This window comes from Enterococcus sp. DIV0546 (assembly GCF_051712785.1).
GTDB classification, from domain to species: domain Bacteria; phylum Bacillota; class Bacilli; order Lactobacillales; family Enterococcaceae; genus Enterococcus; species Enterococcus faecalis.
The window spans coordinates 1,338,138-1,365,004 of record NZ_JBIOPO010000001.1 but is presented as its reverse complement, the minus strand read 5'-3'; the positions used below and the strand labels follow the sequence as shown (position 1 = coordinate 1,365,004).

Annotated in this window: 25 protein-coding genes; 23 read left to right on the top strand and 2 right to left on the bottom strand. The window is 38.5% G+C overall.

From position 1 onward, the window contains the following. The first annotated feature begins 1 nt into the window (after position 1). From IGJ24_RS06555 to IGJ24_RS06465, 19 genes are all read left to right on the top strand, one after another. On the top strand, positions 2 to 1,366 hold the full coding sequence (locus tag IGJ24_RS06555; protein ID WP_002357506.1) for an ethanolamine ammonia-lyase subunit EutB: 1,365 nt from the start codon (positions 2 to 4) through the stop codon (positions 1,364 to 1,366). A gap of 17 nt (positions 1,367 to 1,383) precedes the next feature. Beyond that, entirely contained in the window at positions 1,384 to 2,295 is a 912-nt protein-coding gene (gene eutC, locus IGJ24_RS06550; protein ID WP_002363986.1) for an ethanolamine ammonia-lyase subunit EutC, read from the top strand. A gap of 13 nt (positions 2,296 to 2,308) precedes the next feature. Next, positions 2,309 to 2,962: an ethanolamine utilization microcompartment protein EutL gene (eutL, locus tag IGJ24_RS06545; protein WP_002357509.1), complete on the top strand. Its 654-nt coding sequence runs from the start codon at positions 2,309 to 2,311 to the stop codon at positions 2,960 to 2,962. Between the two features lie 13 nt (positions 2,963 to 2,975). Then, positions 2,976 to 3,494 (top strand): BMC domain-containing protein, encoded by a 519-nt coding sequence (locus IGJ24_RS06540; protein WP_002360254.1) that lies wholly within the window; start codon positions 2,976 to 2,978, stop codon positions 3,492 to 3,494. After that, complete coding sequence (locus IGJ24_RS06535; protein WP_289865541.1) at positions 3,485 to 4,963, top strand: acetaldehyde dehydrogenase (acetylating); 1,479 nt, start codon at positions 3,485 to 3,487, stop codon at positions 4,961 to 4,963. Before IGJ24_RS06540 ends, IGJ24_RS06535 begins: the two co-directional genes overlap by 10 nt. Before the next feature lie 123 nt (positions 4,964 to 5,086). Continuing rightward, complete coding sequence (locus tag IGJ24_RS06530) at positions 5,087 to 5,377, top strand: BMC domain-containing protein (protein ID WP_002357513.1); 291 nt, start codon at positions 5,087 to 5,089, stop codon at positions 5,375 to 5,377. 67 nt (positions 5,378 to 5,444) lie between these two features. Continuing rightward, positions 5,445 to 6,008, top strand: a complete 564-nt coding sequence (locus tag IGJ24_RS06525) for a hypothetical protein (protein ID WP_002363983.1) — start codon at positions 5,445 to 5,447, stop codon at positions 6,006 to 6,008. A gap of 3 nt (positions 6,009 to 6,011) precedes the next feature. Further along, positions 6,012 to 6,647: an ethanolamine utilization phosphate acetyltransferase EutD gene (eutD, locus tag IGJ24_RS06520; protein WP_002357516.1), complete on the top strand. Its 636-nt coding sequence runs from the start codon at positions 6,012 to 6,014 to the stop codon at positions 6,645 to 6,647. Between the two features lie 14 nt (positions 6,648 to 6,661). Beyond that, complete coding sequence (locus tag IGJ24_RS06515; protein WP_002369364.1) at positions 6,662 to 7,261, top strand: TIGR02536 family ethanolamine utilization protein; 600 nt, start codon at positions 6,662 to 6,664, stop codon at positions 7,259 to 7,261. A gap of 12 nt (positions 7,262 to 7,273) precedes the next feature. Next, positions 7,274 to 7,537, top strand: a complete 264-nt coding sequence (locus IGJ24_RS06510) for a EutN/CcmL family microcompartment protein (RefSeq protein ID WP_002389016.1) — start codon at positions 7,274 to 7,276, stop codon at positions 7,535 to 7,537. Between the two features lie 12 nt (positions 7,538 to 7,549). After that, entirely contained in the window at positions 7,550 to 8,650 is a 1,101-nt protein-coding gene (eutH, locus tag IGJ24_RS06505) for an ethanolamine utilization protein EutH (protein WP_002357520.1), read from the top strand. A 12-nt stretch (positions 8,651 to 8,662) separates the two neighbouring features. After that, positions 8,663 to 9,106, top strand: coding sequence for an ethanolamine utilization protein EutQ (locus IGJ24_RS06500; RefSeq protein WP_002357522.1), 444 nt, complete (start codon positions 8,663 to 8,665; stop codon positions 9,104 to 9,106). An 88-nt stretch (positions 9,107 to 9,194) separates the two neighbouring features. After that, complete coding sequence (locus IGJ24_RS06495) at positions 9,195 to 9,623, top strand: CoA-binding protein (RefSeq protein ID WP_129194201.1); 429 nt, start codon at positions 9,195 to 9,197, stop codon at positions 9,621 to 9,623. Positions 9,624 to 9,827: 204 nt separating this feature from the next. Beyond that, on the top strand, positions 9,828 to 11,885 hold the full coding sequence (gene parE / locus IGJ24_RS06490) for a DNA topoisomerase IV subunit B (protein ID WP_002381887.1): 2,058 nt from the start codon (positions 9,828 to 9,830) through the stop codon (positions 11,883 to 11,885). Positions 11,886 to 11,897: 12 nt separating this feature from the next. Beyond that, entirely contained in the window at positions 11,898 to 14,360 is a 2,463-nt protein-coding gene (gene parC, locus IGJ24_RS06485; RefSeq protein WP_289865542.1) for a DNA topoisomerase IV subunit A, read from the top strand. Positions 14,361 to 14,649: 289 nt separating this feature from the next. Beyond that, entirely contained in the window at positions 14,650 to 16,896 is a 2,247-nt protein-coding gene (gene pflB / locus IGJ24_RS06480; protein ID WP_002357529.1) for a formate C-acetyltransferase, read from the top strand. A gap of 76 nt (positions 16,897 to 16,972) precedes the next feature. Beyond that, entirely contained in the window at positions 16,973 to 17,737 is a 765-nt protein-coding gene (gene pflA / locus IGJ24_RS06475; RefSeq protein ID WP_002357530.1) for a pyruvate formate-lyase-activating protein, read from the top strand. 95 nt (positions 17,738 to 17,832) lie between these two features. Continuing rightward, positions 17,833 to 18,759, top strand: coding sequence for a manganese-dependent inorganic pyrophosphatase (locus tag IGJ24_RS06470; protein WP_129194203.1), 927 nt, complete (start codon positions 17,833 to 17,835; stop codon positions 18,757 to 18,759). A gap of 71 nt (positions 18,760 to 18,830) precedes the next feature. Next, positions 18,831 to 19,715: a DUF1803 domain-containing protein gene (locus IGJ24_RS06465; RefSeq protein ID WP_129194204.1), complete on the top strand. Its 885-nt coding sequence runs from the start codon at positions 18,831 to 18,833 to the stop codon at positions 19,713 to 19,715. A gap of 58 nt (positions 19,716 to 19,773) precedes the next feature. Here IGJ24_RS06465 and IGJ24_RS06460 read toward each other — a convergent pair whose 3' ends face one another. Beyond that, positions 19,774 to 20,325, bottom strand: coding sequence for a DUF2179 domain-containing protein (locus IGJ24_RS06460; protein WP_002361848.1), 552 nt, complete (start codon positions 20,323 to 20,325; stop codon positions 19,774 to 19,776). 180 nt (positions 20,326 to 20,505) lie between these two features. Here IGJ24_RS06460 and cls point away from each other — a divergent pair, with 180 nt between their 5' ends. From cls to IGJ24_RS06440, 4 genes are all read left to right on the top strand, one after another. Then, positions 20,506 to 21,966 carry a cardiolipin synthase gene (cls, locus tag IGJ24_RS06455; protein WP_002371124.1) on the top strand — a complete coding sequence of 487 codons (1,461 nt, stop codon included), beginning with the start codon at positions 20,506 to 20,508 and terminating at the stop codon, positions 21,964 to 21,966. A gap of 282 nt (positions 21,967 to 22,248) precedes the next feature. Then, a complete protein-coding gene (locus IGJ24_RS06450) occupies positions 22,249 to 24,129 on the top strand; it encodes a beta-glucoside-specific PTS transporter subunit IIABC (protein ID WP_289865543.1) in 1,881 nt (626 codons plus the stop codon). After that, positions 24,129 to 25,538: a glycoside hydrolase family 1 protein gene (locus IGJ24_RS06445; protein WP_104859662.1), complete on the top strand. Its 1,410-nt coding sequence runs from the start codon at positions 24,129 to 24,131 to the stop codon at positions 25,536 to 25,538. The genes IGJ24_RS06450 and IGJ24_RS06445 overlap by 1 nt, the downstream gene beginning before the upstream one ends. A 109-nt stretch (positions 25,539 to 25,647) precedes the next feature. Then, positions 25,648 to 25,809, top strand: coding sequence for a hypothetical protein (locus tag IGJ24_RS06440; protein ID WP_289865544.1), 162 nt, complete (start codon positions 25,648 to 25,650; stop codon positions 25,807 to 25,809). 59 nt (positions 25,810 to 25,868) lie between these two features. Here the strand turns inward: IGJ24_RS06440 and IGJ24_RS06435 are convergent, their stop codons facing one another. Further along, a complete protein-coding gene (locus IGJ24_RS06435) occupies positions 25,869 to 26,849 on the bottom strand; it encodes a LacI family DNA-binding transcriptional regulator (protein WP_002363973.1) in 981 nt (326 codons plus the stop codon). Between the last annotated feature and the right edge of the window lie 18 nt (positions 26,850 to 26,867).

Below are 26,867 nucleotides of genomic sequence, written 5' to 3'. Positions count from 1 at the left end.
GATGATTTTAAAAACCAAACTATTTGGCAAAGTCTATCAATTTACATCCGTTAAAGAAGTCTTAGCCAAAGCCAATGAAGAAAAATCTGGCGACAAGTTAGCTGGCGTAGCTGCTAATTCAGCCGAAGAACGCGTGGCGGCGAAAGTCGTTTTATCGGAATTGTCCTTAAATGACTTGTTTAACAATCCCGTTGTTGATTATGACGAAGACGAAGTGACACGCATTATTATTGACCAAGTCAATATGCGAATTTTTGAAAGTATTAAACATTGGACAGTTGCAGAATTACGCGAATTTATCTTATCTTCGGAAACAACCGATTTTGATATCAAACGAATTTCCCGTGGACTCACTTCTGAAATGATTGCTGCTGTCTGTAAATTAATGTCCAACATGGATCTAATTGTTGGCGCAAAAAAAATCAATATTGAAAAAACCGCCAACACAACAATTGGCCGTCCCGGAACTTTTTCAAATCGTTTACAGCCGAACCATCCAACCGATAATGTCGATGGCATTATGGCATCAGTTATGGAAGGTCTTTCTTATGGCGCCGGTGATGCGTTAATTGGTTTGAATCCTGTTGATGATTCTACAGAAAGTGTTAAACGGATCTTAAACAAATTTGAAGAGTTCCGCAGCGAATGGGAAATTCCAACACAAACTTGCGTGCTTGCTCACGTAACGACACAAATGGAAGCCATGCGTCAAGGCGCGCCAACTGGCTTAGTCTTTCAATCCATCGCTGGTTCAGAAAAAGGGAACACAGCATTTGGTTTAAATGCAGAAATTTTAGCTGAAGCACAAGATTTAGCGCTTCACAGTGGTCAAGCAGCTGGTCCTAATGTGATGTATTTTGAAACAGGTCAAGGCTCAGAACTTTCTTCTGAAGCAAACTTTGGCGCAGACCAAGTGACAATGGAAGCGCGTTGTTATGGCTTAGCCAAAAAATTTGATCCGTATATTGTAAATACCGTTGTCGGCTTTATTGGACCAGAATATCTTTACGATTCAAAACAAGTCATCCGCGCTGGTTTAGAAGATCATTTCATGGGCAAATTAACAGGAATTTCAATGGGTTGTGATGTCTGCTACACCAACCATATGAAAGCTGATCAAAATGATATGGAAAACTTAGCAATGTTATTAGCAACAGCTGGTTGTACGTATATCATGGGGATTCCTCATGGCGATGATGTCATGTTAAATTATCAAACAACTGGGTTCCATGAAACTGCGACGATTCGTGAAACATTAGGCTTACGTCCAATTAAAGAATTTGAAGAATGGATGGAAAAAATGGGCTTAATGGAAAACGGAAAATTAACAAGTCGCGCTGGCGATGCATCTGTATTTATTAAATAAACGAGGTGAGAATACAAATGAACGAAAAAGAATTAAAAGAAATGATTGCCGGAATTTTAACAGAAATGGTCGCTGACAATCAAGCGGTTTCGACTGCCACTGTGACTGCTGAAGAAAAACCAGTCACAACACACGTCACTGAAACGACAGAAATTGAAGAAGGCCTAATTCCTGACATTACTGAAGTAGATTTACGTAAACAATTACTATTGAAAAATGCCGTAGATCCTGAAGCACTATTAAAAATGAAAGCTTTCTCGCCAGCTCGTTTAGGCGTTGGTCGTGCAGGGACGCGTTATATGACTAGTTCAACATTACGTTTCCGAGCGGACCATGCGGCAGCACAAGATGCGGTCTTTTCAGACGTAAGCGAAGACTTGGTAAAAGAAATGAATTTTATTTCTACAAAAACAATCTGTAACAGTAAAGATGAATATTTAACACGTCCAGATTATGGTCGTCAATTTGATGAAGAAAATAGTGAAATCATTCGGAAAAATACGACACCAAAAGCCAAAATCCAAATGGTCGTAGGGGATGGCCTTAGTTCAGCTGCTATCGAAGCGAATATTAAAGAAGTCCTACCAGCAATTAAACAAGGATTAAACATGTACAACTTAGATTTCGACAATGTTGTTTTTGTTAAATATTGTCGCGTGCCAGCAATGGATAAAATTGGTGAAATCACTGACGCTGATGTTGTTTGCTTGCTAGTTGGCGAACGTCCTGGTTTAGTAACAGCTGAATCTATGAGTGCCTACATTGCTTACAAACCAACTGTCGGTATGCCAGAAGCACGGCGGACAGTTATTTCAAATATTCACAAAGGTGGGACACCGGCTGTTGAAGCAGGGGCCTACATTGCCGAAATTATTAAAAAAATGTTAGACAAGAAAAAATCTGGTATTGATTTAAAAGAAGCTGAATAAAGGAGGATTTCTCATGAAAAATGATCGTCTAGGCGCAAATGTCCTAAGTATGAAAGTCATTCCCAATGTCGATCCGGCATTAGCAAAAGAATTATCATTGAAACCAGAACATCGCTCATTAGGAATTGTTACTTCCGATTGTGATGATGTCACTTATGTTGCATTAGATGAAGCAACCAAAGCCGCCGATGTTACTGTAGTTTACGGTAAAAGTATGTATGCTGGCGCAGCAAATGCTTCAACCAAATTAGCCGGTGAAGTGATTGGCATTATTGCTGGTCCGAGTCCTGCCGAAGTCAATAGTGGCTTGAGTGTCATTACGCAAGTCATTGAAGAAGAAGCCAGCTTCTATAGTGCTAACGAAGATGACAGTATTGTTTATTTTGCACATGTAGTATCAAGAACGGGTAGCTTTTTATCTGAACAAGCGAATATTCCTGAAGGTGAAGCGATTGCTTATCTGATTGCACCACCGCTAGAAGCAATGGTTGGCTTAGATGCAGCAATGAAAGCTGCCGATGTTCAAATGGGTGTCTTTTATGGCCCACCTTCTGAAACGAACTTTGGCGGCGCCTTATTGACAGGTAGTCAATCTGCATGTAAAGCTGCTTGCAGTGCGTTTGAACAAGTCATTCAAAATATCGCTGACAATCCGTTGAGTTATTAAGGATGTGACCTGAATGAAAGCATTAGGAATGGTCGAAGTCAAAGGATTTTTAGGTGCCATTAGTGTGGCCGATGCGGCATTGAAAGCCGCCGACGTTACTTTGTTAAAAGCTGAAATTATTAATGGCGGTTTAACAACTGTGGAACTGATTGGTGACGTTGCCGCGGTCCAAGCTGCCGTTGAAGTAGGCACGGAAGTAGCTAAAGAATTAAATTGTTTAATTGCTCATCATGTGATCTCACGGGTTGATGCTCAAACGGAAGTAATTTTATCAGATCCAGAACCCAAGTCAGCACCTGAACCGATGGAACAAATAGAAGTAATTGAAGAAGAGATTGAAACACCAGATTTGGAAGAACACACAGGCACACGCCAAAAATTAGAAACACAACGCGTGGTTGATTTACGCAAACAAGCCTACAAAATGAACCTAAGTAGTTTAAAGAAAAGTGAGATTAAATTTGCCAATAAAGAAGCTTTAATTCAAGCAATCATGGCTGAAATAGAAAGAAGTGAAGACGAGTGGAATTAGTAGATAAAGACTTACGTTCCATCCAAGAAACAAGAAATTTAATCAGAAAAGCCAAAGAGGCACAGCAAGTATTAGCAACATTTTCGCAAAAACAAATCGATGCGATTGTCCAAGCAGTTTCAGAGGCTACGTTTAACCAACGAGAAAAGTTAGCGAAAATGGCCAATGAAGAAACAGGATTTGGTATTTATGAAGATAAAATCATCAAAAATGCTTTCGCTTCAAAAGTAGTATATGACGAAATGAAGGACAAAGCTACAGTTGGTGTGATCCATGATGACGCTGCCAAAAAAGTCACTGAAATTGCTGTCCCAGTTGGTGTAATTGCAGGATTAATTCCTTCTACCAACCCGACATCAACAGTCATTTACAAAGCATTAATTTCATTAAAAGCGGCCAACAGCATTGTTTTTTCACCACATCCCAATGCGTTGAAATCGATTATTGAAACAGTGGAAATTATCCAAAAAGCGGCTATTGCTGCAGGGGCACCAGAAGGTTGTGTCTCGGTCATCAAAACGCCAACTATGCAAGCGACCAGCGAATTAATGAAAAATAAAGAAACAAATTTAATTTTAGCTACTGGTGGAAACGCAATGGTTAAAGTAGCGTACTCTTCTGGAACACCAGCAATCGGTGTTGGGCCTGGTAATGGACCAGCCTACATCGAACGAAGCGCAAATGTTCCTCATGCAGTGAAACAAATAATGGATTCAAAAACTTTCGATAACGGTACAATTTGTGCATCGGAACAATCAATTATTGTTGAAACTGTCAACCGTGAAGCGGTCAAAGAAGAGTTAATTAAGCAGGGAGCGTATTTCTTAAGTCCAGCCGAAGCCGACAAATTAGCTAAATTTATTTTACGACCAAACGGTACAATGAACCCGCAAATCGTGGGTCGTTCCGTTCAACATATTGCTTCATTAGTTGGTTTATCTATTCCAAAAGATCGCCGCTTAATTGTTGCCGAGGAAACACATGTAGGCTTGAAATATCCATTTTCAAGAGAAAAATTGGCACCGATTATTGCTTTCTATACAGTTGAAAACTGGGAAGCAGCTTGCGCGTTATCAATTGAAATTTTGAAAGGTGAAGGTGCGGGTCATACGATGGGTATTCACACAGAAAACAAAGAAGTCATTCGTGAATTTGGCTTAAGAAAACCCGTCTCTCGTTTGCTTGTTAACACCTCTGGTACACTTGGCGGAATTGGTGCTTCAACTAACTTAGTGCCAGCATTAACACTTGGCTGTGGCGCAGTTGGTGGCAGCTCAACTTCTGATAATATTGGGGTTGAAAATCTGTTCAATTTACGTCGTGTTGCATATGGCGTGCGTGATTTAGAAGAGATTCGTCAAGAATTTGGACAAACATCAACCACATCTGTGGCTACTTCTTGCGAAACAACCAATCAAGAAGAACTAGTAAATGCCGTGGTGGCTCAAGTTTTAGCTCGCTTAAACTAACAAGAAACGAGCGAGTAAGAGTAAAACAAATGAATTATTGGATTTAGGGTTTGGGACCTAAGTCAAATTGATAATTGTCCCAAATTTTTAAAAATAAAACATACATCTTAGGAGGAAATTATAATGTCAAGTACAAATGCTTTAGGAATGATCGAAACTCGTGGTTTAGTAGGTGCTGTTGAAGCAGCCGATGCAATGGTGAAAGCGGCAAACGTTACTTTAATTGGAAAAGAACAAGTCGGTGGCGGTTTAGTTACAGTAATGGTTCGCGGTGACGTTGGTGCCGTGAAAGCAGCAACAGATGCTGGTGCTGCTGCAGCAGAACGTGTTGGCGAATTATTATCTGTCCATGTAATTCCACGTCCACATACAGAAGTAGACGCTATTTTACCACACGCAACAACTGAATTATAATTTTGATTTTTTGGGGCAGAGGTAGGTTCATTACTTCTGTCCTAAACTTTCATTGAGGAGGGGTGTTATGACAGTTATTACAGAAGATATGCTTCGCATCAAAAGGCTAAAAAAAGAACTAGAAGATGGCACGGATTTTGTGTTTCCTGTAGGCAGTTTTCTGACGCCAGCCGCCAAAAGCTATCTACGCGAGCATCGGATTAATAGCAGCTTCTCTTCAACAAACCCATTGCTTTCTGAGGTTCATTCAGTGAAGGCCTCCTCACAAAAACAAGAACATTTATCGAAAGAAACAATTTATGAGATTCGGCACTTAAGCCATCTATTGTATTTGCCTTTCTTAACGAATGAAGCGTTATCAACAGAAGGTTGGTTATATTTCGAACAACAACAACAGTGGTTAGAGAAATTTATTTTAGAACAGTCGCTTGTAATGGAACCAGTCATTTTGGAATCAAAGGTAACTATTCTAACTAACCAACAGAGACAATGGCGCTATTCCTCAAAAGAAATTCAATTACAACTAGATAAAATTATTCTCCAGTTAAAAGGAGAATCACAACTGTTCGGCCTTTTTCAATCTTGGGCTACAGAATTAATTAGCACCATGGCTGAAATATCACGAAACTAGGAGATGAACAAATTGGATTCAATGAATGAAATTGTTGAAGAAGTTGTTAAACGAATTCAGCAACAACAACAAAATACTTTTGAAGTTGAAGCTTCTGGCCGACATGTTCATTTGTCTCGTCAAGAGATTGATGCATTATTTGGACCAGGATATCAACTAACAAAAGTGAAAGATTTATCACAACCTGGACAGTTCGTTTGTAAAGAACGAATTACGGTTGCTGGACCTAAAGGACTTTTTCAAAATGTGGTTATTTTAGGCCCTGAACGTAGCGAATCACAAGTCGAAGTTTCTATGACGGATACGCGTATTTTAGGAATTAATGCCCCAGTTAGAGAGAGTGGCAAGACAGAAGGGACACCTGGCGTCACGCTGATGAACGGATCAGCAGTTGTGACATTAAGTCACGGCTTAATTGTTGCCAAACGTCACATTCACATGACACCTGAAGACGCCTTGAAAAATAAAGTAAGCAATAGCCAAATTGTGCAAGTCAAAGTGGAAGGCACACGTCCGTTAATCTTTGATGATGTGGTTGTGCGAATCAGTCCGCGATTTGCAACGTACATGCACATTGACTACGATGAAGCCAACGCTTGCGGCTTAACCAAAGGAGCTCGTGGCTATATTCTTAAGTAAAAGGAGGCAAGACAATGAACGTTTCTGAAATGGAAAATTTGATTCAACAGATTACTGATCGAATTTGCCAACAATTGCTGTCGTCGTCTTATTCAGTGGCTTTAGCAGAAGCAAAAGAAGCATTTCCTGAAGAAATGTTTGTTCGTTTTCCTGATGTAAATTGGGTAACCAAGGAGCAGAAGCTAGCACGAGGCTTGGTTGTAAAGAGGCTAACGATTTCCCAAGTAAATGCGATTGCGCATTTACAGGAAACGGATGAATTAGTCAAAAACATCTTAGCATTCTTATTTGAAGGTAAGCCGGTATTGGTTTTAACCCCAATACCTTCAGTGAGTAAAAATTCACGATTGAAGTATCGTTTGAAACAAACGATTCAGGAAAACGTGGACATGTGCCAACAGTTTGGGCTGATTTTTTATCATGATTCAGAAAATTACGCTGTGTTTCAGGCGGCCTGTCAAAAACAACTTCGTTCTTTAGCTGAGACCAAACGAACCTACATTACTGAAAAACAATTGATAAGAATGACAGAATCAGGTGTTTCTTTAAGTAAAAACGCCTATTTAACCCCGTTAGCGAAAGATTATGCTAGGAAACATCAATTGCTGACGTAAGGAGGAAAAACGATGCTTTTAGGAAAAGTGACTGGTAGCCTTTGGTCAACAAGAAAAGATGAAAAATTAAATGGCTGGAAATTTATGATGGTTGATATTTTGAATCAAGAGGACGAAAAGCAAGGATTTCTAATTGCTGCTGACAACGCTGGAGCTGGTGTCGGGGACAAAGTGTTAATTAGTCAAGGCAATGCTGCCCGTATTTCGGCAGAAGATCCGAATGTCCCAATTGATGCAATGATTGTTGGTGTCATTGATTCTACAGAGGACGAATAGGGAGGACGAGACATGAGCATTAATGAAATTATTATGTATATTATGGTTCTTTTCATGATTATTGGAGGAATCGATAAATGTATTGGCAACAAACTAGGTTTAGGGGAGCAATTTGAGGAAGGGATTATGGCTATGGGTTCTCTAGCGCTTTCTATGGTAGGGATTATCACTTTAGCGCCTGTCTTAGCCAATCTTTTAAGCCCGATTGTCGTTCCTGTCTATGAATTACTAGGGGCTGATCCAGCAATGTTTGCCACAACCTTATTGGCTAATGATATGGGCGGCTTTGCGTTAGCGCAACAATTAGCCAATGATCCACAAGCTGGTTTATTTGCGGGGGCAATCTTAGGCGCAATGATGGGGCCAACGTTAGTCTTTACAATTCCAGTAGCGCTTGGCATTATCCAAAAAGACGACCAACAATTCTTAGCAACGGGTGTTTTGAGCGGGATTATTACAATTCCTTTTGGTTTATTAGCAGGTGGTTTAACAGCTGGCATGCCATTGTCATTGATTATTCCTAACTTAATTCCAATTATTATTGTTGCCGCTTTAATTATTTTAGGTTTATGGTTAGCGCCAAAGGGCATGATTAAAGGCTTCCAAATTTTTGGCCAAGGCGTAGTGATTGTCGCTATCTTTGGTTTAGTTGTCGGGGCGATTCAACTATTATTAGGAATTACAGTGATTCCTGGCATTGCACCAGTTACTGAAGGAATTGAAGTCGTTGGCGGGATTGCTTTAACTTTAGCTGGCGCTTTCTGTTTAGTAGCAGTGATTACGAAAGTCTTTAATAAACCATTGATGAAACTAGGAAAAGTTTTAGGAATGAATGAAGTAGCGGCTGCAGGAATGGTTGCTACATTAGCTAACAATATTCCCATGTTCCAAATGTTAAAAGACATGGATAATCGAGGAAAAATTATTAATATCGCTTTTGCTGTTTCGGCTTCTTTCGTTTTAGGTGACCACCTTGGTTTTACTGCAGGCGTAGCAAAAGAAATGATTTTTCCAATGATTGTTGGCAAATTAGTTGGAGGGATTACCGCCATTTTTGTGGCTATCTTTATGGCAAATCGAATGCTAGGGAAACCCGAAACAGAAGTGAAATAATGAGGTGTAAATATGACAGAATTAAATCGTGAAATGATTGAAACGCTTGTTCGACAAATTGTCACAGAAAAATTAATGCCAACTAAACAAGTGGATCCAAGTGGAATTATGTCCATCAAATTACCCGAAATTGACGTAACAGAAGACGATCGTTTAGATACAGGCAACCCAGCGGACATTGTTTACACAAAAGATCTGTTTTCTTTAGAAGAAAGCCCGCGCCTTGGTTGCGGTTTAATGGTGATGAAAGATACCACCTTCGACTGGACCCTAGAATACGATGAAATTGATTATATTATTTCAGGACAACTGGATATACTGATTGACGGACGTAAAATTTCTGCAACAGCCGGCGAAATTATTTTAATCCCGAAAAGCAGCAAAATTCAATTTTCAGTGACGGGTGATGCCCGCTTTGTCTACGTGACTTATCCAGCAGATTGGCAAAGCCAATAATTATTTTGTCGGTATTCAGAGAATAATTTTGCCAAAACCCTTTACTCAGCGTTATAATAAATAAGAACGAAAAAAAGGGGTTGAGTGAATGACATTTGAGAATCCAAGTCAAAATCAAATTTTTGATATTTTAAAACAAGCAAAAAATATTGCGGTGGTTGGTTTGAGTAACAAGCCCGACCGCACGAGTTACAAAATTGCGGAAATTTTACAGCAACATGGCTATCGTGTATTGCCTGTCAATCCAGTTTTAAAAGGTGAAACGGTGCTTGGCGAAACGGTTTATGGGACATTAACAGAGATTCCTGAAAAGATTGATATTGTTGACGTCTTTCGGCGGAGTGAATTTTTGCCAGAAGTGGCCGCAGAAACATTGAAAACAGAAGCGCCTGTCTTTTGGGCCCAACTAGGTTTGGAAAACGAAGAGGCAGCGAACTTGTTATTAAATGAAGGTCGTCAAGTTATTATGGACCGTTGTATTAAAATTGAATTGGCAAAAACGGCAGATGCTGAATAAACACGTGTAATTTTATAAAGAAAGAGCGTCCTGAACGGAAAGCTCTTTTTTTTTTGACCCAGATAGAGTATTATTGTAATGATGGTTTTAGAAGGAGCGAACGGAAAACGCAAGAAACCCGCTCACTCTTCTTCTAATTCTTTAAGAAATAGTTAATGTACGCTTATTAACTAAACGAGAATCTAAGTATAAGGAGTTTTTTCTTTGGCTAAAAAAATTAACAATGAGTACAATGATGCCTCTATCCAAGTCCTAGAAGGATTGGAAGCAGTGAGGAAAAGACCTGGTATGTATATCGGTTCAACCGATAGCCGTGGACTCCATCACTTAGTCTATGAAATTGTCGATAACGCAGTCGATGAAGCGTTATCTGGCTACGGGAATGAAATCAACGTAACTATCCAAAAAGATAATAGTATTTGTGTTGCAGACTCTGGCCGCGGAATGCCAACAGGGATGCATGCTTCTGGTATCCCAACAGTAGAAGTAATTTTTACTGTCTTACATGCGGGTGGTAAGTTTGGCCAAGGTGGCTATAAAACTTCAGGCGGACTCCATGGGGTGGGTGCCAGTGTTGTTAATGCCTTATCGAAGTGGTTAGAAGTTCATATTGTTCGTGATGGCGTAGAATACATGGAACGATTTGAGGACGGCGGTAAACCAGTTGGTACCTTAAAAAAAATCGGCAAAACAAAAAAACGCAACGGCACCTCCGTTACTTTTTTACCTGACGACACCATTTTCTCTACGACAAATTTTTCTTACGAAATTTTAGCAGAACGTTTGAGAGAATCAGCTTTCTTATTAAAAGGCGTCAAAATTACTTTAACAGATGAACGTGGGGAAGAACCCAAAGAAGAAGTCTTTCACTACGAAGAAGGCATTAAAGAATTTGTTGCCTATCTAAATGAAGAAAAAGATACATTAACACCCGTTGTTTATTTTTCAGGAGCCAAAGAAGGTATTGAAGTTGAATTAGCTTACCAATACAACGATGGCTATTCTGAAAATGTTTTATCTTTCGTTAACAATGTCCGCACAAAAGATGGCGGTACCCACGAAGTCGGTATGAAAACGTCAATGACAAAGGCGTACAATGAATATGCACGGAAAGTAGGACTATTAAAAGAAAAAGATAAAAATTTAGAAGGTAGCGACTTCCGTGAAGGCTTAGCAGCCGTCCTTTCTATTCGAGTACCAGAAAACTTACTACAGTTCGAGGGCCAAACCAAAGGGAAATTAGGTACACCTTTAGCAAGAACCGTTGTCGACAACGTCGTAGGCGAACAAATGGGCTTCTATTTACAAGAAAACAGTGAAATGAGTCAATCATTAATTCGGAAAGCGATTAAAGCCCGTGAAGCCCGTGAAGCGGCTCGCAAAGCCCGTGAAGAAAGCCGGAACGGTAAAAAACGGAAAAAAGGTGAATCGTTACTTTCTGGAAAATTAACACCGGCTCAATCTAGAAATCCTAAGAAAAATGAACTATATCTTGTCGAAGGAGACTCGGCCGGTGGTTCAGCAAAACAAGGACGCGATCGGAAGTTTCAAGCCATTTTACCGCTACGAGGAAAAGTCATTAATACGGAAAAAGCGAAAATGCAAGACATCTTGAAAAACGAAGAAATCAATACTATGATCTATACGATTGGCGCAGGCGTTGGTCCTGAATTTTCAATTGAAGATTGTAATTATGATAAAATCATCATCATGACCGATGCGGATACCGATGGTGCCCATATTCAAGTGTTGCTATTAACGTTCTTCTATCGTTATATGAAACCATTAATTGAAGCCGGCAAAGTCTATATTGCCTTACCACCTCTTTATAAAGTCTCTAAAGGAACTGGAAAAAAATCAGTCATTGAGTATGCTTGGACCGATGGTGAATTGGCAGAAGTGATTGATAAAGTTGGTAAAGGCTATATGCTCCAACGCTATAAAGGTTTGGGTGAAATGAATGCAGAACAACTTTGGGAAACAACGATGGATCCTGAAACTAGAACCTTAATTCGTGTTCGGATTGATGATGCAGCTCAAGCAGAACGCCGTGTGACCACATTAATGGGCGACAAAGTCGAACCTCGTCGAAAATGGATTGAACAACATGTTCAATTTACATTGGAAGAAGATGGCAGTATTTTAGATCGTTCAGAAGAAGACACTTCTGCACCAACAGGAGAAAGTCTTTTAGATGCGGAAAAAACAAAAGAAGCAGAACAAACCGATGACACTGAAATCAGTTTGTTTGACATAGAGTAGGGAGTGACAATTTTGGAAAAACGCCAAGAAGTTCAAGAATTAACCCTTGAAGAAGTAATGGGCGATCGTTTTGGAAGATATTCCAAATACATCATTCAAGAACGGGCCCTACCAGATATTCGAGATGGGCTAAAACCAGTACAACGCCGCATTCTCTTTTCAATGAATAAAGACGGCAATACCTTTGATAAAGGCTTTCGTAAATCAGCAAAATCTGTCGGAAACATTATGGGGAATTATCATCCCCATGGCGACAGTAGTATTTATGAAGCGATGGTCCGTCTAAGTCAAGACTGGAAATTACGGGAAGTACTAATTGAAATGCACGGAAACAACGGAAGTATGGATGGCGACCCACCAGCGGCGATGCGTTATACAGAAGCTCGTTTATCACAGTTAAGTGGTGAGTTGTTAAAAGATATCGACAAAAATACCGTCGATTTCGTCTGGAATTTTGACGATACAGAAAAAGAACCCACTGTTTTACCAGCCAAATATCCTAATTTATTGGTAAACGGCTCAACGGGGATTTCAGCAGGTTATGCAACAGAAATTCCTACACATAATTTAGCGGAAATTATTGATGGGACCGTGTATTTAATTGATCATCCTAATGCAAGTTTAGAGAAATTAATGGAATACATTCCAGGACCAGATTTTCCAACAGGTGGGATCTTACAAGGAAAAGCAGAAATTAAAAAAGCCTACGAAACCGGCCGTGGTAAAGTAATTTTACGTGCGAAGACAAAGATTGAGCCCTTAAAAGGCGGCAAACAACAAATTGTCATTTCTGAAATTCCTTATGAAGTCAATAAAGCAACGCTAGTGAAGAAGATGGATGAAATCCGTTTAAATAAAAAAGTAGACGGCATTGCCGAAGTTCGTGACGAAAGTGACAGAACTGGCTTGCAAATTGTTGTTGAACTAAAAAAAGATGTCAATGCAGAAGGTATTTTAAATTATCTATTTAAAAACACTGAATTGCAAATCAATTACAACTTTAACATGGTAGCCATCGACAACATGACCCCGCAACAAGTGGGACTAAAACGGATTTTAGAAAGTTACATTACGCACCGCAAATCAGTTATCATTAACCGTTGTCAATTTGAGTTGGACAAAGCTCGCAAACGTGAGCACATTGTTGCTGGTTTAATTAAAGCATTGTCTATCTTAGATAAAGTGATTGCAACAATTCGTGGCAGTAAAGATAAAAAAGATGCGAAGAAGAACTTAGTATCCGACTACGCGTTTACTGAAGAACAAGCAGAAGCAATCGTTACTTTACAGCTATACCGTTTAACCAATACGGATATTACTGATTTACAAGAAGAAGCGAAAACTTTAGAACAACAAATTGCTGAGTTATTGAACATTTTAAACAATGAAAAAGAACTATTCTCAGTCATGAAAAAAGAACTTCGCGAAGTTAAAAAGCAATATGGCAATCCGCGCTTAACTCAAATTGAAGAGGAAATCCAAGAAATCAAGATTGAAACAGCCGTGTTAGTTGCGCAGGAAGACGTGGTCGTAACCGTGACGCACGAAGGCTATATCAAGCGGAGTAGTATTCGTTCTTATACAGCATCAAAACCAGAAGAAATCGGCATGAAAGAAGGCGACTTTTTATTATATGCTGGCGAAGTCAATACATTAGATCATCTTTTACTAGTAACAAATAAAGGGAATATGATCTATCGCCCCGTCCATGAGTTGCCAGATTTACGCTGGAAAGAAATTGGCGAACATATTTCTCAAACCATTTTAAATCTTGCTATCGATGAATCGATTATTGCTGTATATCCTTATAAAGAGTTAAGTCCGACAAAAACCTTTGTTTTCATTACAAAAGCTGGCATGATTAAACAAACCAAAATGGCTGATTTTGAGCCTTGGCGCACTTATAAGAGCCGCCCGACATCTTGTATGAAATTAAAATCAGACCAAGATGAAATTACCAATGTTTATTTAACAAATGATCAAGACTTATTGGATGTTTTCCTCGTTAGCAATCGCGGTTTTGGCTTACGTTATCCATTATATGAAGTACCAGTCGTGGGTAGTAAAGCGGCTGGAGTTAAATCAATGAATCTCAAAGAAGACGATTATGTCGTTAATGGTTTACTGGTTCATGCTGAAGGGGATACACCGATTGTCATCGTTACCCAACGTGGCGGTGTTAAACGCATGTTAGCCCAAGAATTAACACAATTAGGACGAGCAAAACGTGGACTAATGGTCTTGCGGGAATTGAAGAAAAATCCACATCGTGTTGTCTTTATGTCTGAAAGTACCGATTTAGATTTATTAGTTACTACGCAAAAAGGCACACAAGAAGTTATTCAGTCGAAAAACTATCCAATCAGTGAACGAACATCCAACGGTTCCTTTGTCATCGATGAACAAAAAGATGGCCAAGTAATGGAAGTCCACGAGATGCATTCTGCAGTGATTGAAGAAGAACAAACAAACTAAACTGTGTTATAAATATCTCCACAGCAGCCATCTGTATTAATACAGATGGCTGCTGTTTTTAATACAGAAGTACATTTTTCACAAGTGATAACAACTATAAATCGTTCTTATTTTCACAAGTATAAATGTTTATATATCAGCATTTAGAATCTTTGCTCCCCATTTATTTATTAAGAAAGTGCAATAAATAATAAAAAAACGCTTGCATCTAAAAGGTTATGTGTTATACTAATCACATAAAGCTGTTACATACAATCAAGTAGCAGTTAACTAAGGAGGCAAACACTTCATGAAACAATGGGAAGGCTTTAAAGGCGACAAATGGAGAACAAGCGTTGACACTCGTGATTTTATTCAAAACAACTACACAGAGTACAAAGGCGACGACAGTTTCTTAGAACCAATCGCTCCGAGCACTGACAAATTATGGACAAAACTACAAGAATTATTTGAAATCCAACATGAAAAAAATGGCGTTTATGACATGGATAGCGATATCCCAGCAACTATTACGTCACATGAACCTGGTTACTTAATCAAAGAAGAAGAAAAAATTGTCGGTTTACAAACAGATGTACCATTAAAACAAGCATTTATGCCATTCGGTGGTATTAAAATGGCGAACAATGCCTTAGTTTCAAATGGTTATGAAACTGACGAAGAAATGACAAAAATCTTCACAGAATACAGAAAAACACATAACCAAGGTGTTTTTGATGCCTACACAGCTGAAATGCGTTTAGCACGTAAAAACAAAATCATTACTGGTCTTCCAGATGCTTATGGCCGTGGCCGTATTATCGGTGACTATCGTCGTATCGCATTATATGGTATCGACTACTTAATGGAACAAAAGAAAAAAGATCATGATAACACTGGTAACAAAGAAATGACAGACGATGTTATTCGCTTACGTGAAGAAATTTCTGAACAATACCGTGCGTTAAATGACTTAAAACAAATGGCTGCTTCTTATGGTTTCGATATTTCTCGTCCTGCTGCAAATGCGCAAGAAGCAATCCAATGGTTATACTTTGGTTACCTAGGTGCCATTAAATCTCAAAATGGTGCGGCAATGTCAATTGGTCGTATCTCAGCATTCTTAGATATCTATATCCAACGTGACTTAGAAGCTGGTTTAATCACTGAATTTGAAGCACAAGAAATGATTGACCATTTAATCATGAAATTACGTATGGTTAAATTTGCACGGACACCAGAATACAATCAATTATTCTCTGGTTATCCAATTTGGGCAACATTATCTATTGCTGGTATGGGTATTGACGGTCGTTCATTAGTTACCAAAAATGACTTCCGTATCTTACACACCTTAACAAACATGGGACCATCTCCAGAACCGAACTTAACTGTATTGTATTCTTCTCACTTACCAGAAGGCTTCAGAACATATGCAGCTAAAATCGCGAAAGAAAGCTCATCTATCCAATTTGAAAACGATGACTTATTACGTGAAAACTGGGGTTCTGACGACTGTGCAATCGCATGTTGTGTTTCTGCAACAGTTATGGGTAAAGATATGCAATTCTTCGGCGCTCGTGCGAACTTAGCGAAAGCTGTTCTTTATGCAATTAACGGCGGGGTCGACGAAAAAACTAAAATGCAAGTAGCACCAAAATATCGTCCAATGACTGGTGACAAATTAGATTACCACGAATTCATGGAACGCTATAAAGACATCTTAGACTGGTTAGCTGAATTGTACGTTAACACATTAAACATTATTCATTACATGCATGATAAATATGCATATGAAGCACCACAATTAGCTTTAATGGATACTGATTTACAACGGACATTCGCAACTGGTATTGCCGGAATCTCTCATGCGACTGATAGTATCATGGCAATTAAACACGGTGAAGTAGAAGTAATCCGTGACGAAGATGGTATGGCAATTGATTATGTACCAACAAAAGAATTCCCAACATACGGAAATGATAACGAAGAAGCCGATGCAATGGCTAACTGGATTTTAGATTACTTTATGACACAAATTAAACGTCAACACACATACCGTAACTCTAAACCAACGACTTCATTATTAACAATCACTTCAAACGTTGTTTATGGTAAAGCAACAGGGAACACGCCTGACGGACGTCGTGCCGGCAAACCTCTTGCACCAGGTGCGAACCCAAGTTATCAAGACGGTAAATTCTTAGGTGAGAAAAATGGCTTGTTAGCTTCATTAAACTCAACAGCTCGTTTAGAATATACAATCGCTTTAGATGGTATTTCTAATACACAAACCATCAACCCTAATGGTTTAGGTAAAGACGACGACACAAGAATTAACAACTTACGTAACGTATTAGATGGCTACTTCGATAAAGGTGGTTACCACTTAAACGTAAACGTATTTACAAACGAATTATTATTAGATGCACAAGCACATCCAGAAAAATATCCAAACTTAACTATCCGTGTATCTGGATATGCCGTGAAATTCCGTGACTTAACTCCTGAACAACAAGCAGACGTTATTTCAAGAACTTCACACGACAGACTATAAAAAACATTTACATTATTTAACTGAAAGGGTGACATTCAACGTGTCATCCTTTTCGTTTGAAAGAAGAGGGATCATTATGACAACACCAGTTACAGGTAGAATTCATTCAACAGAAAATTTTGGTACCGTTGATGGCCCAGGTGTCCGTTTTATCGTATTTACACAAGGGTGTCGCATGAGATGTCAATTCTGTCATAATCCAGATACTTGGAAAATTGGTTCCGGTGGTCGTGTGGTGACGACTGACGAAGTATTAGAGGAAGCATTACGTTTTCGCTCTTATTGGGGCGAAAAGGGTGGTATCACTGTCAGTGGTGGTGAGCCGCTATTGCAAATGGACTTTTTAATCGATTTATTTAAAAAAGCCAAAGCACAAGGCATTCATACAACCTTAGATACGTGTGGCAAACCTTTTACTCGGGAAGAACCCTTCATTAGTCAATTTGATGAATTGATGAAGTATACAGATTTACTCTTATTTGACATCAAACATATTGATAACGAGCAGCATAAACTGTTAACAACGCAATCAAATGATAATATTTTAGAGATGGCTACCTATTTATCTGAAATTGACAAACCTGTTTGGATTCGCCACGTATTGGTGCCTCAACGTAGTGATTACGACGAATATTTAATCCGTCTGGATGCCTTCATAAAAACATTAAACAATGTAGATAAAGTTGAAGTGCTTCCTTACCATACGATGGGCAAGTACAAATGGGAAGAACTAGGTATTCCTTATCCATTAGAAGGAATTGAGCCTCCTAAAAATGATCGTGTTGAAAATGCGAAAAAACTACTACATGTCGAGGACTATCAAGGTTATCTAGCACGTTAACAAACGAAAAAATAGAAAAGAAGACAATTTTTTTGTTGTTTCTTTTCTATTTTTTGTTATCATTAAGAGTGAATCAAAACCAAGGAGTGTGTATTATGTCAAAAATTTTAGTTTTTGGACACCAAAATCCTGATACAGATGCTATCGGAGCAGCAATTAGTTTTGCTTACTTACAAAAAGAATTAGGAAAAGAGACAGAAGCTGTCGCTTTAGGAACACCAAGTGAAGAAACTCAATATGCCTTAGATTACTTCAATATTGAAGCACCACGTGTTGTCACTGAAGCAGCTAGCGAAACAAACCAAGTCATGTTAGTGGATCATAACGAATTCCAACAAAGCATTTCAGATATCGCTGAAGTAAACATTTTAGCAGTAGTGGATCATCACCGGATTGCCAACTTTGAAACAGCAGATCCATTGTATTATCGTGCAGAACCAGTAGGGTGTACCAGTACAATCATCTATAAAATGTTTAAAGAAAATAACGTGACAATACCAGCTCAAATTGCTGGTATGATGGTCTCAGCGATTATTTCTGATACATTATTATTTAAATCACCAACTTGCACACAAGAAGACATCGATGCAGCGCACGCCCTAGCTGATATTGCTGAAATTAATTTAGAAGGCTATGGTCTTGACTTATTAAAAGCAGGAACAAATTTAAGCGATAAATCAGCTGAAGTCCTTTTAGATTTAGATGCTAAGAGCTTCCCAATGAACGGCAAAACAGTTCGTGTTGCTCAAGTAAATACCGTCGATTTAGCAGAAGTTTTAGATCGTCAAGCTGAATTAGAAGCAGCTATGGCCGCAGAAAATGCAGCCAATAATTATGACTTGTTTGTCTTAATTATTACGAATATCCTAGACAGTGATTCTGAATTATTAGCGATTGGTGCGGAACAAGCCAAAATTGAAGCAGCGTTCAATGTAACATTAGTTAACAATCGTGCGTTCTTACCAGACGTTGTTTCTCGTAAAAAACAAGTAGTACCACAATTAACAGAAGTCTTTAACTAAAACCGTAAGCGCCTAAGCAACGCGATAAATTCCTTGTTGCTTAGGCGCTTCAATAGTAAAGGGGCGTTAACATGAATGATTTAGCAATTTACTATCATTCTCCGCAACAAACGAAACAATACAATCATTTGCTCAACCACTCACTTTTTTTCCCTCTTGTTACTTTTATGTATGAACATCGGGAAGAAAGAATCATTTTAAGACAATTAAAAGCGGCCTTTGCAACAGAAGCCAAGTTAGAACAATTTTTATCAGAAATGATTGATTGTCAGTTAATCATTCGGGAAAATCGTCAATATCGTTTGAATTTTCCTATTTATACGGCAGCTGAAGTTGCGAGTTTGACCATGCCTGAAGACGAACTTCCTAAGTTTAAAGGAACTGTAACAGAGCAATTATTTTGGCTAGCTGAATCTTTTTGGCCACAAGTGTTTCCAGAAGAGGAAGACTATTTTTTTGGCGTGAGCGGTGGCCCCTCATTCTATCAAAAACAAAGATTGGCCTCGGCACAACTATCTATAATTACGCTTGAAAAAGAAAAGACAGAGGTTCCAACAATGCCTCGTTATTTTGATTACTTGGGCAAAGAGCAATCCTTGCCAGAAGCCTTCAGTGCTTTATATGACTTGCTAGGAGACGTAAATCCTGAATACTATCTTTCACAAGCGAGAAGAGTCATTAAACAAGCTCTGCGAGGCCGCAAAGTCAGTACTGTGCCTAATATTTTTCAAGAAAGTTTGCACCTGACCCAAGTGATTGCGATTGACCAGGACCACTTAAAACTCCTTTTACCAGTAGCAACGGAACAAGCCGAGCCTTTAGAAGCACAGTCGGATATTCTAGCATTTTATTATGAAAAAATTGCTAACCGATCGGCCATCGAACGCTTAGTTTTTATGCAACAATTGATTGAGCAACTAGGTACGAACTCTCTAAGTTATCTTAGAATAAATTAAAGTTACGATAATATTATTATGTAAACTAAAAATCAATAACAAGAAATGACGCCGCTTCTTAGTGAGAAATGGCGTCATTTCTTTTGCGAACTTTTTTCGTCCAAAAACCACCAGAAATGAACTTAGGCTCATAGGAAATGATAAATGCTCTCGGCTCTAATTGATTGATTAATTTGTACAATGTACGTTCGTTTTTTCTTGGGGAAAGGATTTCTAAAACCATTCGTTCTCCTTCGCGTCCGTAGGCAACACTTTGTGTAACACCATAGCCGTGTTCACGAAGTGTTTCTGGTAAATGAAATTGTTCAGTAGTAGAAGGGAGGATAACCGATACCATAATATAACCCAAGGCCAAATAGTCTTCGATTTTAATTCCTACACTAATGCCAACAGCGTAACCAAGCGCATAAACAAGTAAATTTAAAGGATTGTCTAACCGATTCAGAACCATACTTAGCCCTAAGACATAAATTGTTATTTCAGCCATACTAACCAGCGGTGCAATAACCCGATAACCTTTCATCGTTAACATAAAACGAATAGTATTTAAGGTAATATACGCAAAATTAATGATAAAAATCATAGCTAACATTTTCAAATCAACGACCATAAAATAAGTACCTCTTTTCAAAATCTTTACATCTAGCCCTCATTATAGTACAGAAAAACTGAGAATCAAAGGCGAAACACTTATAGAAATGAATTCTTTTTTGAATACTCGCTCATATTATTCGCCTAATTTAACTGTTATTTGATATAATCTTAGTATGAAGTAAGAAGGAGGTAAGCGATGAAAATTTTTGTTTGGATTTTGTTATTTTTATTAGTAATTAACGTTATTGCTGCCTTAATTACTGTTTTTAGAAAACCTCGTAGTATTTCCAGCGTTTTAGCATGGATGATGACGTTGATTTTCTTGCCTGGTATTGGCTTTATTATTTACTTATTCTGTGGGCGAGGTATCGATGGACAAGAAGTTTTTAAATTGTCTGATGATGAAAAACAAATGGTTCAACGAATTAAAGAAAAAGTGGACGTTGATAACAAAAAAGCAGGGCGCGATAAACGTTATGATTTACTTTATGATGCGAAAGTTTTAAATCGTTATTTCCGGAATATGGACGCATCACCGTTGGCCAAAAGAAATAGTTTGCAATTATTCACAGATGGCCAAGAAAAATTCCAAGCATTATTTGAAGATATTCGTGCAGCGAAAGAAACCGTTCATGTGGAGTATTATGCGTTTTTTAATGACACAATTGGTAATCAATTTTTAGATGTATTAATCGAAAAGTTGCATGAAGGCGTGGAAGTTTACTTAATTTACGATCCTTGGGGTTCACCCGGCGCAAATAAAAAGTTTTTTGCTCGTTACGTTGACGCTGGAGGAAAAGTAGCTCCCTTTATTACTTCTCGCGATATGATCCGTAAAACACGTCTAAATTATCACTTGCATCGAAAAATTGTTGTCATCGATGGGAAAATTGGCTGGACCGGCGGGTTTAATGTTGGGGATCAATATTTGAATGTCACCGAAAAATTTGGTTACTGGCGAGATACCCATATTCGTTTGGTCGGGACGGCCGTATTTTCATTGCAAGAGATATTTATCATGGATTGGAATGCTTCAGTCAAATATCCTGAAGAACGTATGACGTATCATGAAAAATATTTTAAATTACCAGAAGATCATGAAGTGGAGCATTTGTCCTTACAAGTTGTTTCAGATGGTCCTGATTCAGAAGAAGAAATTTTGAAAAGCGGGTTTGTTCGGATGATTTTTTCTGCAGAAAAGAGTGTCTGGATTCAAACACCGTATTTAATCCCTGACGATAGTATGATTAATGCGTTGTTAGTGGCGGTTCGTTCGGGTGTCGACGTGCGAATTATGATTCCTTGTATGCCTGACCATCCCTTTATTTACCGCGCAACACAATATTACGCAAATTACTTACACAAACGCGGCATTAAAATTTATATTTATGATAGTGGGTTTATTCATGCAAAAACAATGGTGATTGATGATGAATTAGCTATGGTTGGCACAACAAACCAAGATATTCGCAGTTATTCATTGAATTTTGAGGTAAGTACGTTTATTTACAATCCCGACATTGCGTGGATGTTAGCGCAAGTCTTTGAAGAAGATATAGAAAAAAGTGTCTTACTAACCGACGAGATAATTAAAAAACAAGGGTACTGGCTACGCTTCAAGCAAAACTTTTCACGCTTGTTGTCACCAGTCTTGTAATCAAATAAATCAGCAGTGAATGTAGTAAACTACTATTTTTACTGCTGATTTTAGTAACAAAACACTGAGGTGGTCTACCTAATTCATTGATAATCCCTCTAAATAATGGTAAATTAAAAATAAATTCAATCAGCTATTCTATCGTGAGAAACATAATTATTACGTAGATCAGATCAAAGGGACATTCACGACGAGCAAATATTGAGTGTGTTTGCTGAAACGTGCATGTGTGATTTGGTCTTTTTTATTGAGCTGTTATTTTATAGATAAGGAGTGGTCACCATGGACTACCAAGCAATAGCAAAAGAAATTTTGAAAGACGTAGGTGGCAAAGACAATATCGTGGATGTCACACATTGTTATACACGATTGCGTTTCGTATTGAAAGATACGAAACAAGCGAACAAAGAAGCCTTACTACAAACAGAAGGTGTCATTTCTGTTGTTGAAAGTGGCGGGCAGTATCAAGTGGTTTTAGGCAATAAAGTCGCGCATGTTTATAATGCTCTAGAACCTTTGTTGGCTCAGCAACTTACGACCAAAACATCTACAAAAGAAAAAAATTCATTAGGCAATCGAATTTTAAATACTGTTGCCGCGATTTTCACGCCTGTCGTACCAGCAATTGCCGCTTCAGGCATGTTAAAAGGAATTTTAGCTATTGCTGTGATGGTCGCAAACAATTTTTACCAGGTCGATTTAAAACCTTTGAATACGTATATTATTTTAAGCGCCGCTTCCGATGCACTTTTTTATTTTATGCCAGTTATTTTAGGTTATTCAGCTGCTAAGGTTTTCAAAACAAACGAATATATCGCCATGGTAATTGGTGCCACCTTATGTTATCCAACCATCGTTTCATTAATGACTGAAAAATCAGCGGTTACCTTGTTTGGATTACATGTGACCAAAGCCAATTATGTTTCCACAGTAATTCCTATTATTCTTGCAATTTTTATGTTAGCTTATGTGCAACGCTTTTTGGAAAAAGTCATTCCAGAAGTTCTAAAAATTATTATGGTTCCTACGCTGTCATTACTTTTAATGATTCCAGCCACTTTATTATTATTTGGACCGATAGGGATTTATTTAGGTGACGGCGTGAATTGGTTGTATTATTATATAATGAATTTGAGTCCCATCTTGTTAGGCGGTTTTATCGGGGGAATTTGGTGTGTCTTAGTCATTTTTGGGGCTCACCGTGGGCTTGTGCCAATTGGGATTAATGATGTCGCTCGAACAGGACGGCAAAATTTGCTAGCGTTTGCTGGTGCAGCGAACTTTTCTCAAGCGGGCGCCGCATTTGGCGTGTTTGTCCGCACAAAAAATAAAGACTTGAAAGCTGTTGCTGCCTCTGCAACAGTGACTGCATTATTTGGTATCACAGAACCAGCCATTTATGGGGCAAACTTGCGGCTAAAAAAACCGATGATTTATGCGGTGGCTAGCGGAGCAGCAGGCGGGGCCTTAATGGGCTGGGGCGGTTCCTACGGGACAGCCTTCGCTAACCAAGGACTCTTGACCATCCCAGTTTACGCAGAAGCAGGAACCAAAGCCTTTATTTGTTATTTATTAGGTTGTGGCATTGCTTTTTTTGGTGCATTTCTATTAACGATTTTTCTAGACTTTAATGATTTACCGCTTGACGAGTCACGTCAAGAACCAGTCCTAAAGACAGAGGCAACGACAGTCAAAGAAAAACAACGGATTCAAGCACCTGTTCAAGGACAACTCGTATCTTTAGACCAAATCAACGATGAAGTCTTTGCTTCTCAACAAATGGGAAAAACGCTAGCTATTTATCCGACAGAGGAACAAATTGTTTCACCAGGAAATGGGCAAGTGACGGCTTTATATCCAACTCATCATGCAATTGGCTTAAAGTTAGACAATGGTGCTGAAATCCTCCTTCACATTGGAATCAATACAGTCGAATTAAAAGGGCGGGGATTTGAAACGTTCGTAAAAGTAGGAGAAAGGGTCAGACTAGGACAGAAACTGCTCTCTTTTGATAAACAAATCATCCAAGCTGCTGGTTATGATCCAACCGTCTTAGTCATCGTAACAAATACTGCGGAAATGGCTATAATTGAGACAACCAAACAAACAGAGATTACACCACAAACAAATTTATTTTTCATGCAAGTAAAGGAGCAAAACTAATGGTTAAACAATTTAAGAACGATTTTTTATGGGGCGCTTCTTCCTCCGCTTTTCAAATTGAGGGCGCTTGGAATGAGGACGGCAAAGGCCTAACAGTCGCTGATTACAATTCTTTTAAAAAGTCAGCTGTACAAGCAGATACGAAAGTCGCCAGCGATTTTTACCATCGTTTCAAAGAGGACATTGCGTTAATGAAAGAATTAGGCTTAAAAACCTATCGTTTTTCTCTTTCATGGGCACGAATCATTCCAACAGGTGATGGCGAAATCAATCAAGCCGGCATCGATTTTTATAATGCTGTCATTGATACACTTTTAGAAAACGATATTTTGCCGTTTGTCACACTTTATCATTTTGATTTACCTTTTGCATTGGTGGAAAAATACAATGGTTGGGTTGATCGTCGCTGCGTTTCCGCATTTCAACGCTATGCGCAAGTTTGTTATCAAGCGTTTGGTGATCGAGTCAAAAATTGGCAAGTTACGAACGAACAAAACTTAATGATTCGTGTTGATGAACGAATGAATATGTACGATGTTGCACCAGAAAATGCTGAAAAAATTCGTGCACAAATGGATTACCATATGTTTGTTGCCCATGCGTTAGCGACGAATGATTGTCACCAATTGGTCGCTGGGGGAAAAGTCGGTCCCTCTGTTTCCTCAACGATGACTTATCCTAGTTCCAATAAACCTGAGGATGTTTGGGCAGCTCGTATGAATGATAACTTTAAAACAAATTATGCTCTAGAAATGTATTGTTTTGGCGAATACCCTGGTTACTATCAAGAGTATTTAACCAAATGCGGCATTTATCCCGAAACACAGCCAGAAGATCAAGCAATTTTGAAAGCCGCTAAACCAGATTTTATCGCCCTTAATTATTATCGGACGTTAGTCGCTAGCTATTTACCGACAGATGAGCAACACCCATTGGGTACGAAAGAAAAGGACATTGATTTTGATCTATACGGTTATTTCAAAATCGAAAAAAATCAACATTTAAAAACCTCTAAGTATGGTGCCCAAATTGATCCAACTGGTCTACGTTTAGTTTTAAATGATTATTATCGTCAATACCGTTTGCCGTTAATCATTACAGAAAACGGCTTAGGCACACCAGATCACCTAACAGAGGACGGAAAAATTCATGATGACTATCGAATTGCGTATTTGCATGATCATATTGCTGCTTGTCATGCGGCTATTTCTGACGGTGTTGAGTTGTTTGGTTATTGCCCTTGGTCGGTCATGGATATTTTAAGTTCCCATCAAGGATTCAAAAAACGCTACGGTTTTATTTACGTTAATCGTGAAGACCATGAGTTAAAAGATTTACGACGTATTAAAAAAGATAGTTTTTATTGGTACCAATCAGTGATTAAAAATAATGGGTTACCAGAAGAATAATGACCAAAAAGGATCATCCGTTGGCATAAGCGGGTGATCCTTTTGTTTTCAAGTTTTGTCGTTCCGTGTTAGGCTTAAGTTAATAAACCCATTAAAGGTGGTGAGAGAGATGAATAACTACGATTTATGGAAATGGGCTGCCGGGAAACGAACCGAAAAAGATAAAAATGAAACCTATAGCGCCAAAAATTGGTGGTATGTTTTACTAATGCTCGGTGTATTTGTAGGGATCATGTTGTTGTATTATTTAATCTTTGTGCTTTGGAATTAAGGGAAAATGGGCAAATGAGGAATTAAGAATAAAAAAAGACACCTTTTCAGGTGTCTTTTTTAACAGGATTCAGACAATGATAGCTGAATCGGAATAGGATAATTTTCCTCGAGTGCAACATCAGGATCCTTCATTCTACGAAGCAGTAAGTCAATCATAACGTCACACATCTCGTCGATTGGCTGCACAATGGTTGATAGTTGTGGGGCAATTCTTTTGATTAATTTTGTCCCATCATAACCAATTACTTTTAATTCTTCAGGAATGGATATCTTCAATTTTTGAGCAATATTCATAACTGTAATTGCTGTCAAATCATCGGTACAAAAGATGCCGTCCACAGTTTTATTTTGAAGCAAACGTTCGATTTCTAGATTTTTTAATGTTGTTGAGGTCCCATTATCAATTTGTAGAATCGTTTTTTCTGCGCCATATTTTTCCATCGTTTGTTTATAACCAGCCAATCGATAATCGCTAGGTGCGCCTGTGTTATTAGCACCAGTAATAATTGCAATCTTTTGTGCACCACTTGCAAATAAGGCTTCAGTGGCTTTTTGGCCACCTTGAAAGTTTTGCGAAGAGACAATTGGAATGCCAGGTGCCAAGAAACGGTCAAAGGAAACAATAGGTAGTGAAACATTTTCATATTCGTTAATAGCTAAGTTATGGCTACCAGTGATTACACCGTCCACTTTATTTGCAGCGAGCATTCGTAAATAGGCGCGCTCTTTTTCTGGATCTTTTTCACTATCACATAAAATCACTTTATATCCTTGAACAAAGAGCTTTCTTTCCAGTGTTTCAATTAATTCACCAAAAAATGGATGACTAACAGAAGGGAAGACTAAACCAATCAGCTGCGTACTTTTTCCTTGGAGGCTTCTGGCTAATCCATTAGGTTGATAATTTAATTCTTCCATCGCTTGATGAACTTTATCAATTGTTTTTTGACTAAGATAACCATAATTATTAATCACGCGGCTCACCGTTGTCGGGCTCACCCCAGCAAGCTTTGCTACATCCGTTAATTTAACCACCATCAAAATTCACCATCATTC

What these genes read in the sequence shown, in the direction of transcription:
- IGJ24_RS06555 (WP_002357506.1), top strand. Translation starts at nt 2, where the DNA reads ATGATTTTAAAAACCAAACTATTTGGCAAAGTCTATCAATTTACATCC.
- eutC (WP_002363986.1), top strand. Translation starts at nt 1,384, where the DNA reads ATGAACGAAAAAGAATTAAAAGAAATGATTGCCGGAATTTTAACAGAA.
- eutL (WP_002357509.1), top strand. Translation starts at nt 2,309, where the DNA reads ATGAAAAATGATCGTCTAGGCGCAAATGTCCTAAGTATGAAAGTCATT.
- IGJ24_RS06540 (WP_002360254.1), top strand. Translation starts at nt 2,976, where the DNA reads ATGAAAGCATTAGGAATGGTCGAAGTCAAAGGATTTTTAGGTGCCATT.
- IGJ24_RS06530 (WP_002357513.1), top strand. Translation starts at nt 5,087, where the DNA reads ATGTCAAGTACAAATGCTTTAGGAATGATCGAAACTCGTGGTTTAGTA.
- IGJ24_RS06525 (WP_002363983.1), top strand. Translation starts at nt 5,445, where the DNA reads ATGACAGTTATTACAGAAGATATGCTTCGCATCAAAAGGCTAAAAAAA.
- eutD (WP_002357516.1), top strand. Translation starts at nt 6,012, where the DNA reads ATGAACAAATTGGATTCAATGAATGAAATTGTTGAAGAAGTTGTTAAA.
- IGJ24_RS06515 (WP_002369364.1), top strand. Translation starts at nt 6,662, where the DNA reads ATGAACGTTTCTGAAATGGAAAATTTGATTCAACAGATTACTGATCGA.
- IGJ24_RS06510 (WP_002389016.1), top strand. Translation starts at nt 7,274, where the DNA reads ATGCTTTTAGGAAAAGTGACTGGTAGCCTTTGGTCAACAAGAAAAGAT.
- eutH (WP_002357520.1), top strand. Translation starts at nt 7,550, where the DNA reads ATGAGCATTAATGAAATTATTATGTATATTATGGTTCTTTTCATGATT.
- IGJ24_RS06500 (WP_002357522.1), top strand. Translation starts at nt 8,663, where the DNA reads ATGACAGAATTAAATCGTGAAATGATTGAAACGCTTGTTCGACAAATT.
- IGJ24_RS06495 (WP_129194201.1), top strand. Translation starts at nt 9,195, where the DNA reads ATGACATTTGAGAATCCAAGTCAAAATCAAATTTTTGATATTTTAAAA.
- pflB (WP_002357529.1), top strand. Translation starts at nt 14,650, where the DNA reads ATGAAACAATGGGAAGGCTTTAAAGGCGACAAATGGAGAACAAGCGTT.
- pflA (WP_002357530.1), top strand. Translation starts at nt 16,973, where the DNA reads ATGACAACACCAGTTACAGGTAGAATTCATTCAACAGAAAATTTTGGT.
- IGJ24_RS06470 (WP_129194203.1), top strand. Translation starts at nt 17,833, where the DNA reads ATGTCAAAAATTTTAGTTTTTGGACACCAAAATCCTGATACAGATGCT.
- IGJ24_RS06465 (WP_129194204.1), top strand. Translation starts at nt 18,831, where the DNA reads ATGAATGATTTAGCAATTTACTATCATTCTCCGCAACAAACGAAACAA.
- IGJ24_RS06460 (WP_002361848.1), bottom strand. Translation starts at nt 20,325, where the DNA reads ATGGTCGTTGATTTGAAAATGTTAGCTATGATTTTTATCATTAATTTT.
- cls (WP_002371124.1), top strand. Translation starts at nt 20,506, where the DNA reads ATGAAAATTTTTGTTTGGATTTTGTTATTTTTATTAGTAATTAACGTT.
- IGJ24_RS06450 (WP_289865543.1), top strand. Translation starts at nt 22,249, where the DNA reads ATGGACTACCAAGCAATAGCAAAAGAAATTTTGAAAGACGTAGGTGGC.
- IGJ24_RS06445 (WP_104859662.1), top strand. Translation starts at nt 24,129, where the DNA reads ATGGTTAAACAATTTAAGAACGATTTTTTATGGGGCGCTTCTTCCTCC.
- IGJ24_RS06440 (WP_289865544.1), top strand. Translation starts at nt 25,648, where the DNA reads ATGAATAACTACGATTTATGGAAATGGGCTGCCGGGAAACGAACCGAA.
- IGJ24_RS06435 (WP_002363973.1), bottom strand. Translation starts at nt 26,849, where the DNA reads ATGGTGGTTAAATTAACGGATGTAGCAAAGCTTGCTGGGGTGAGCCCG.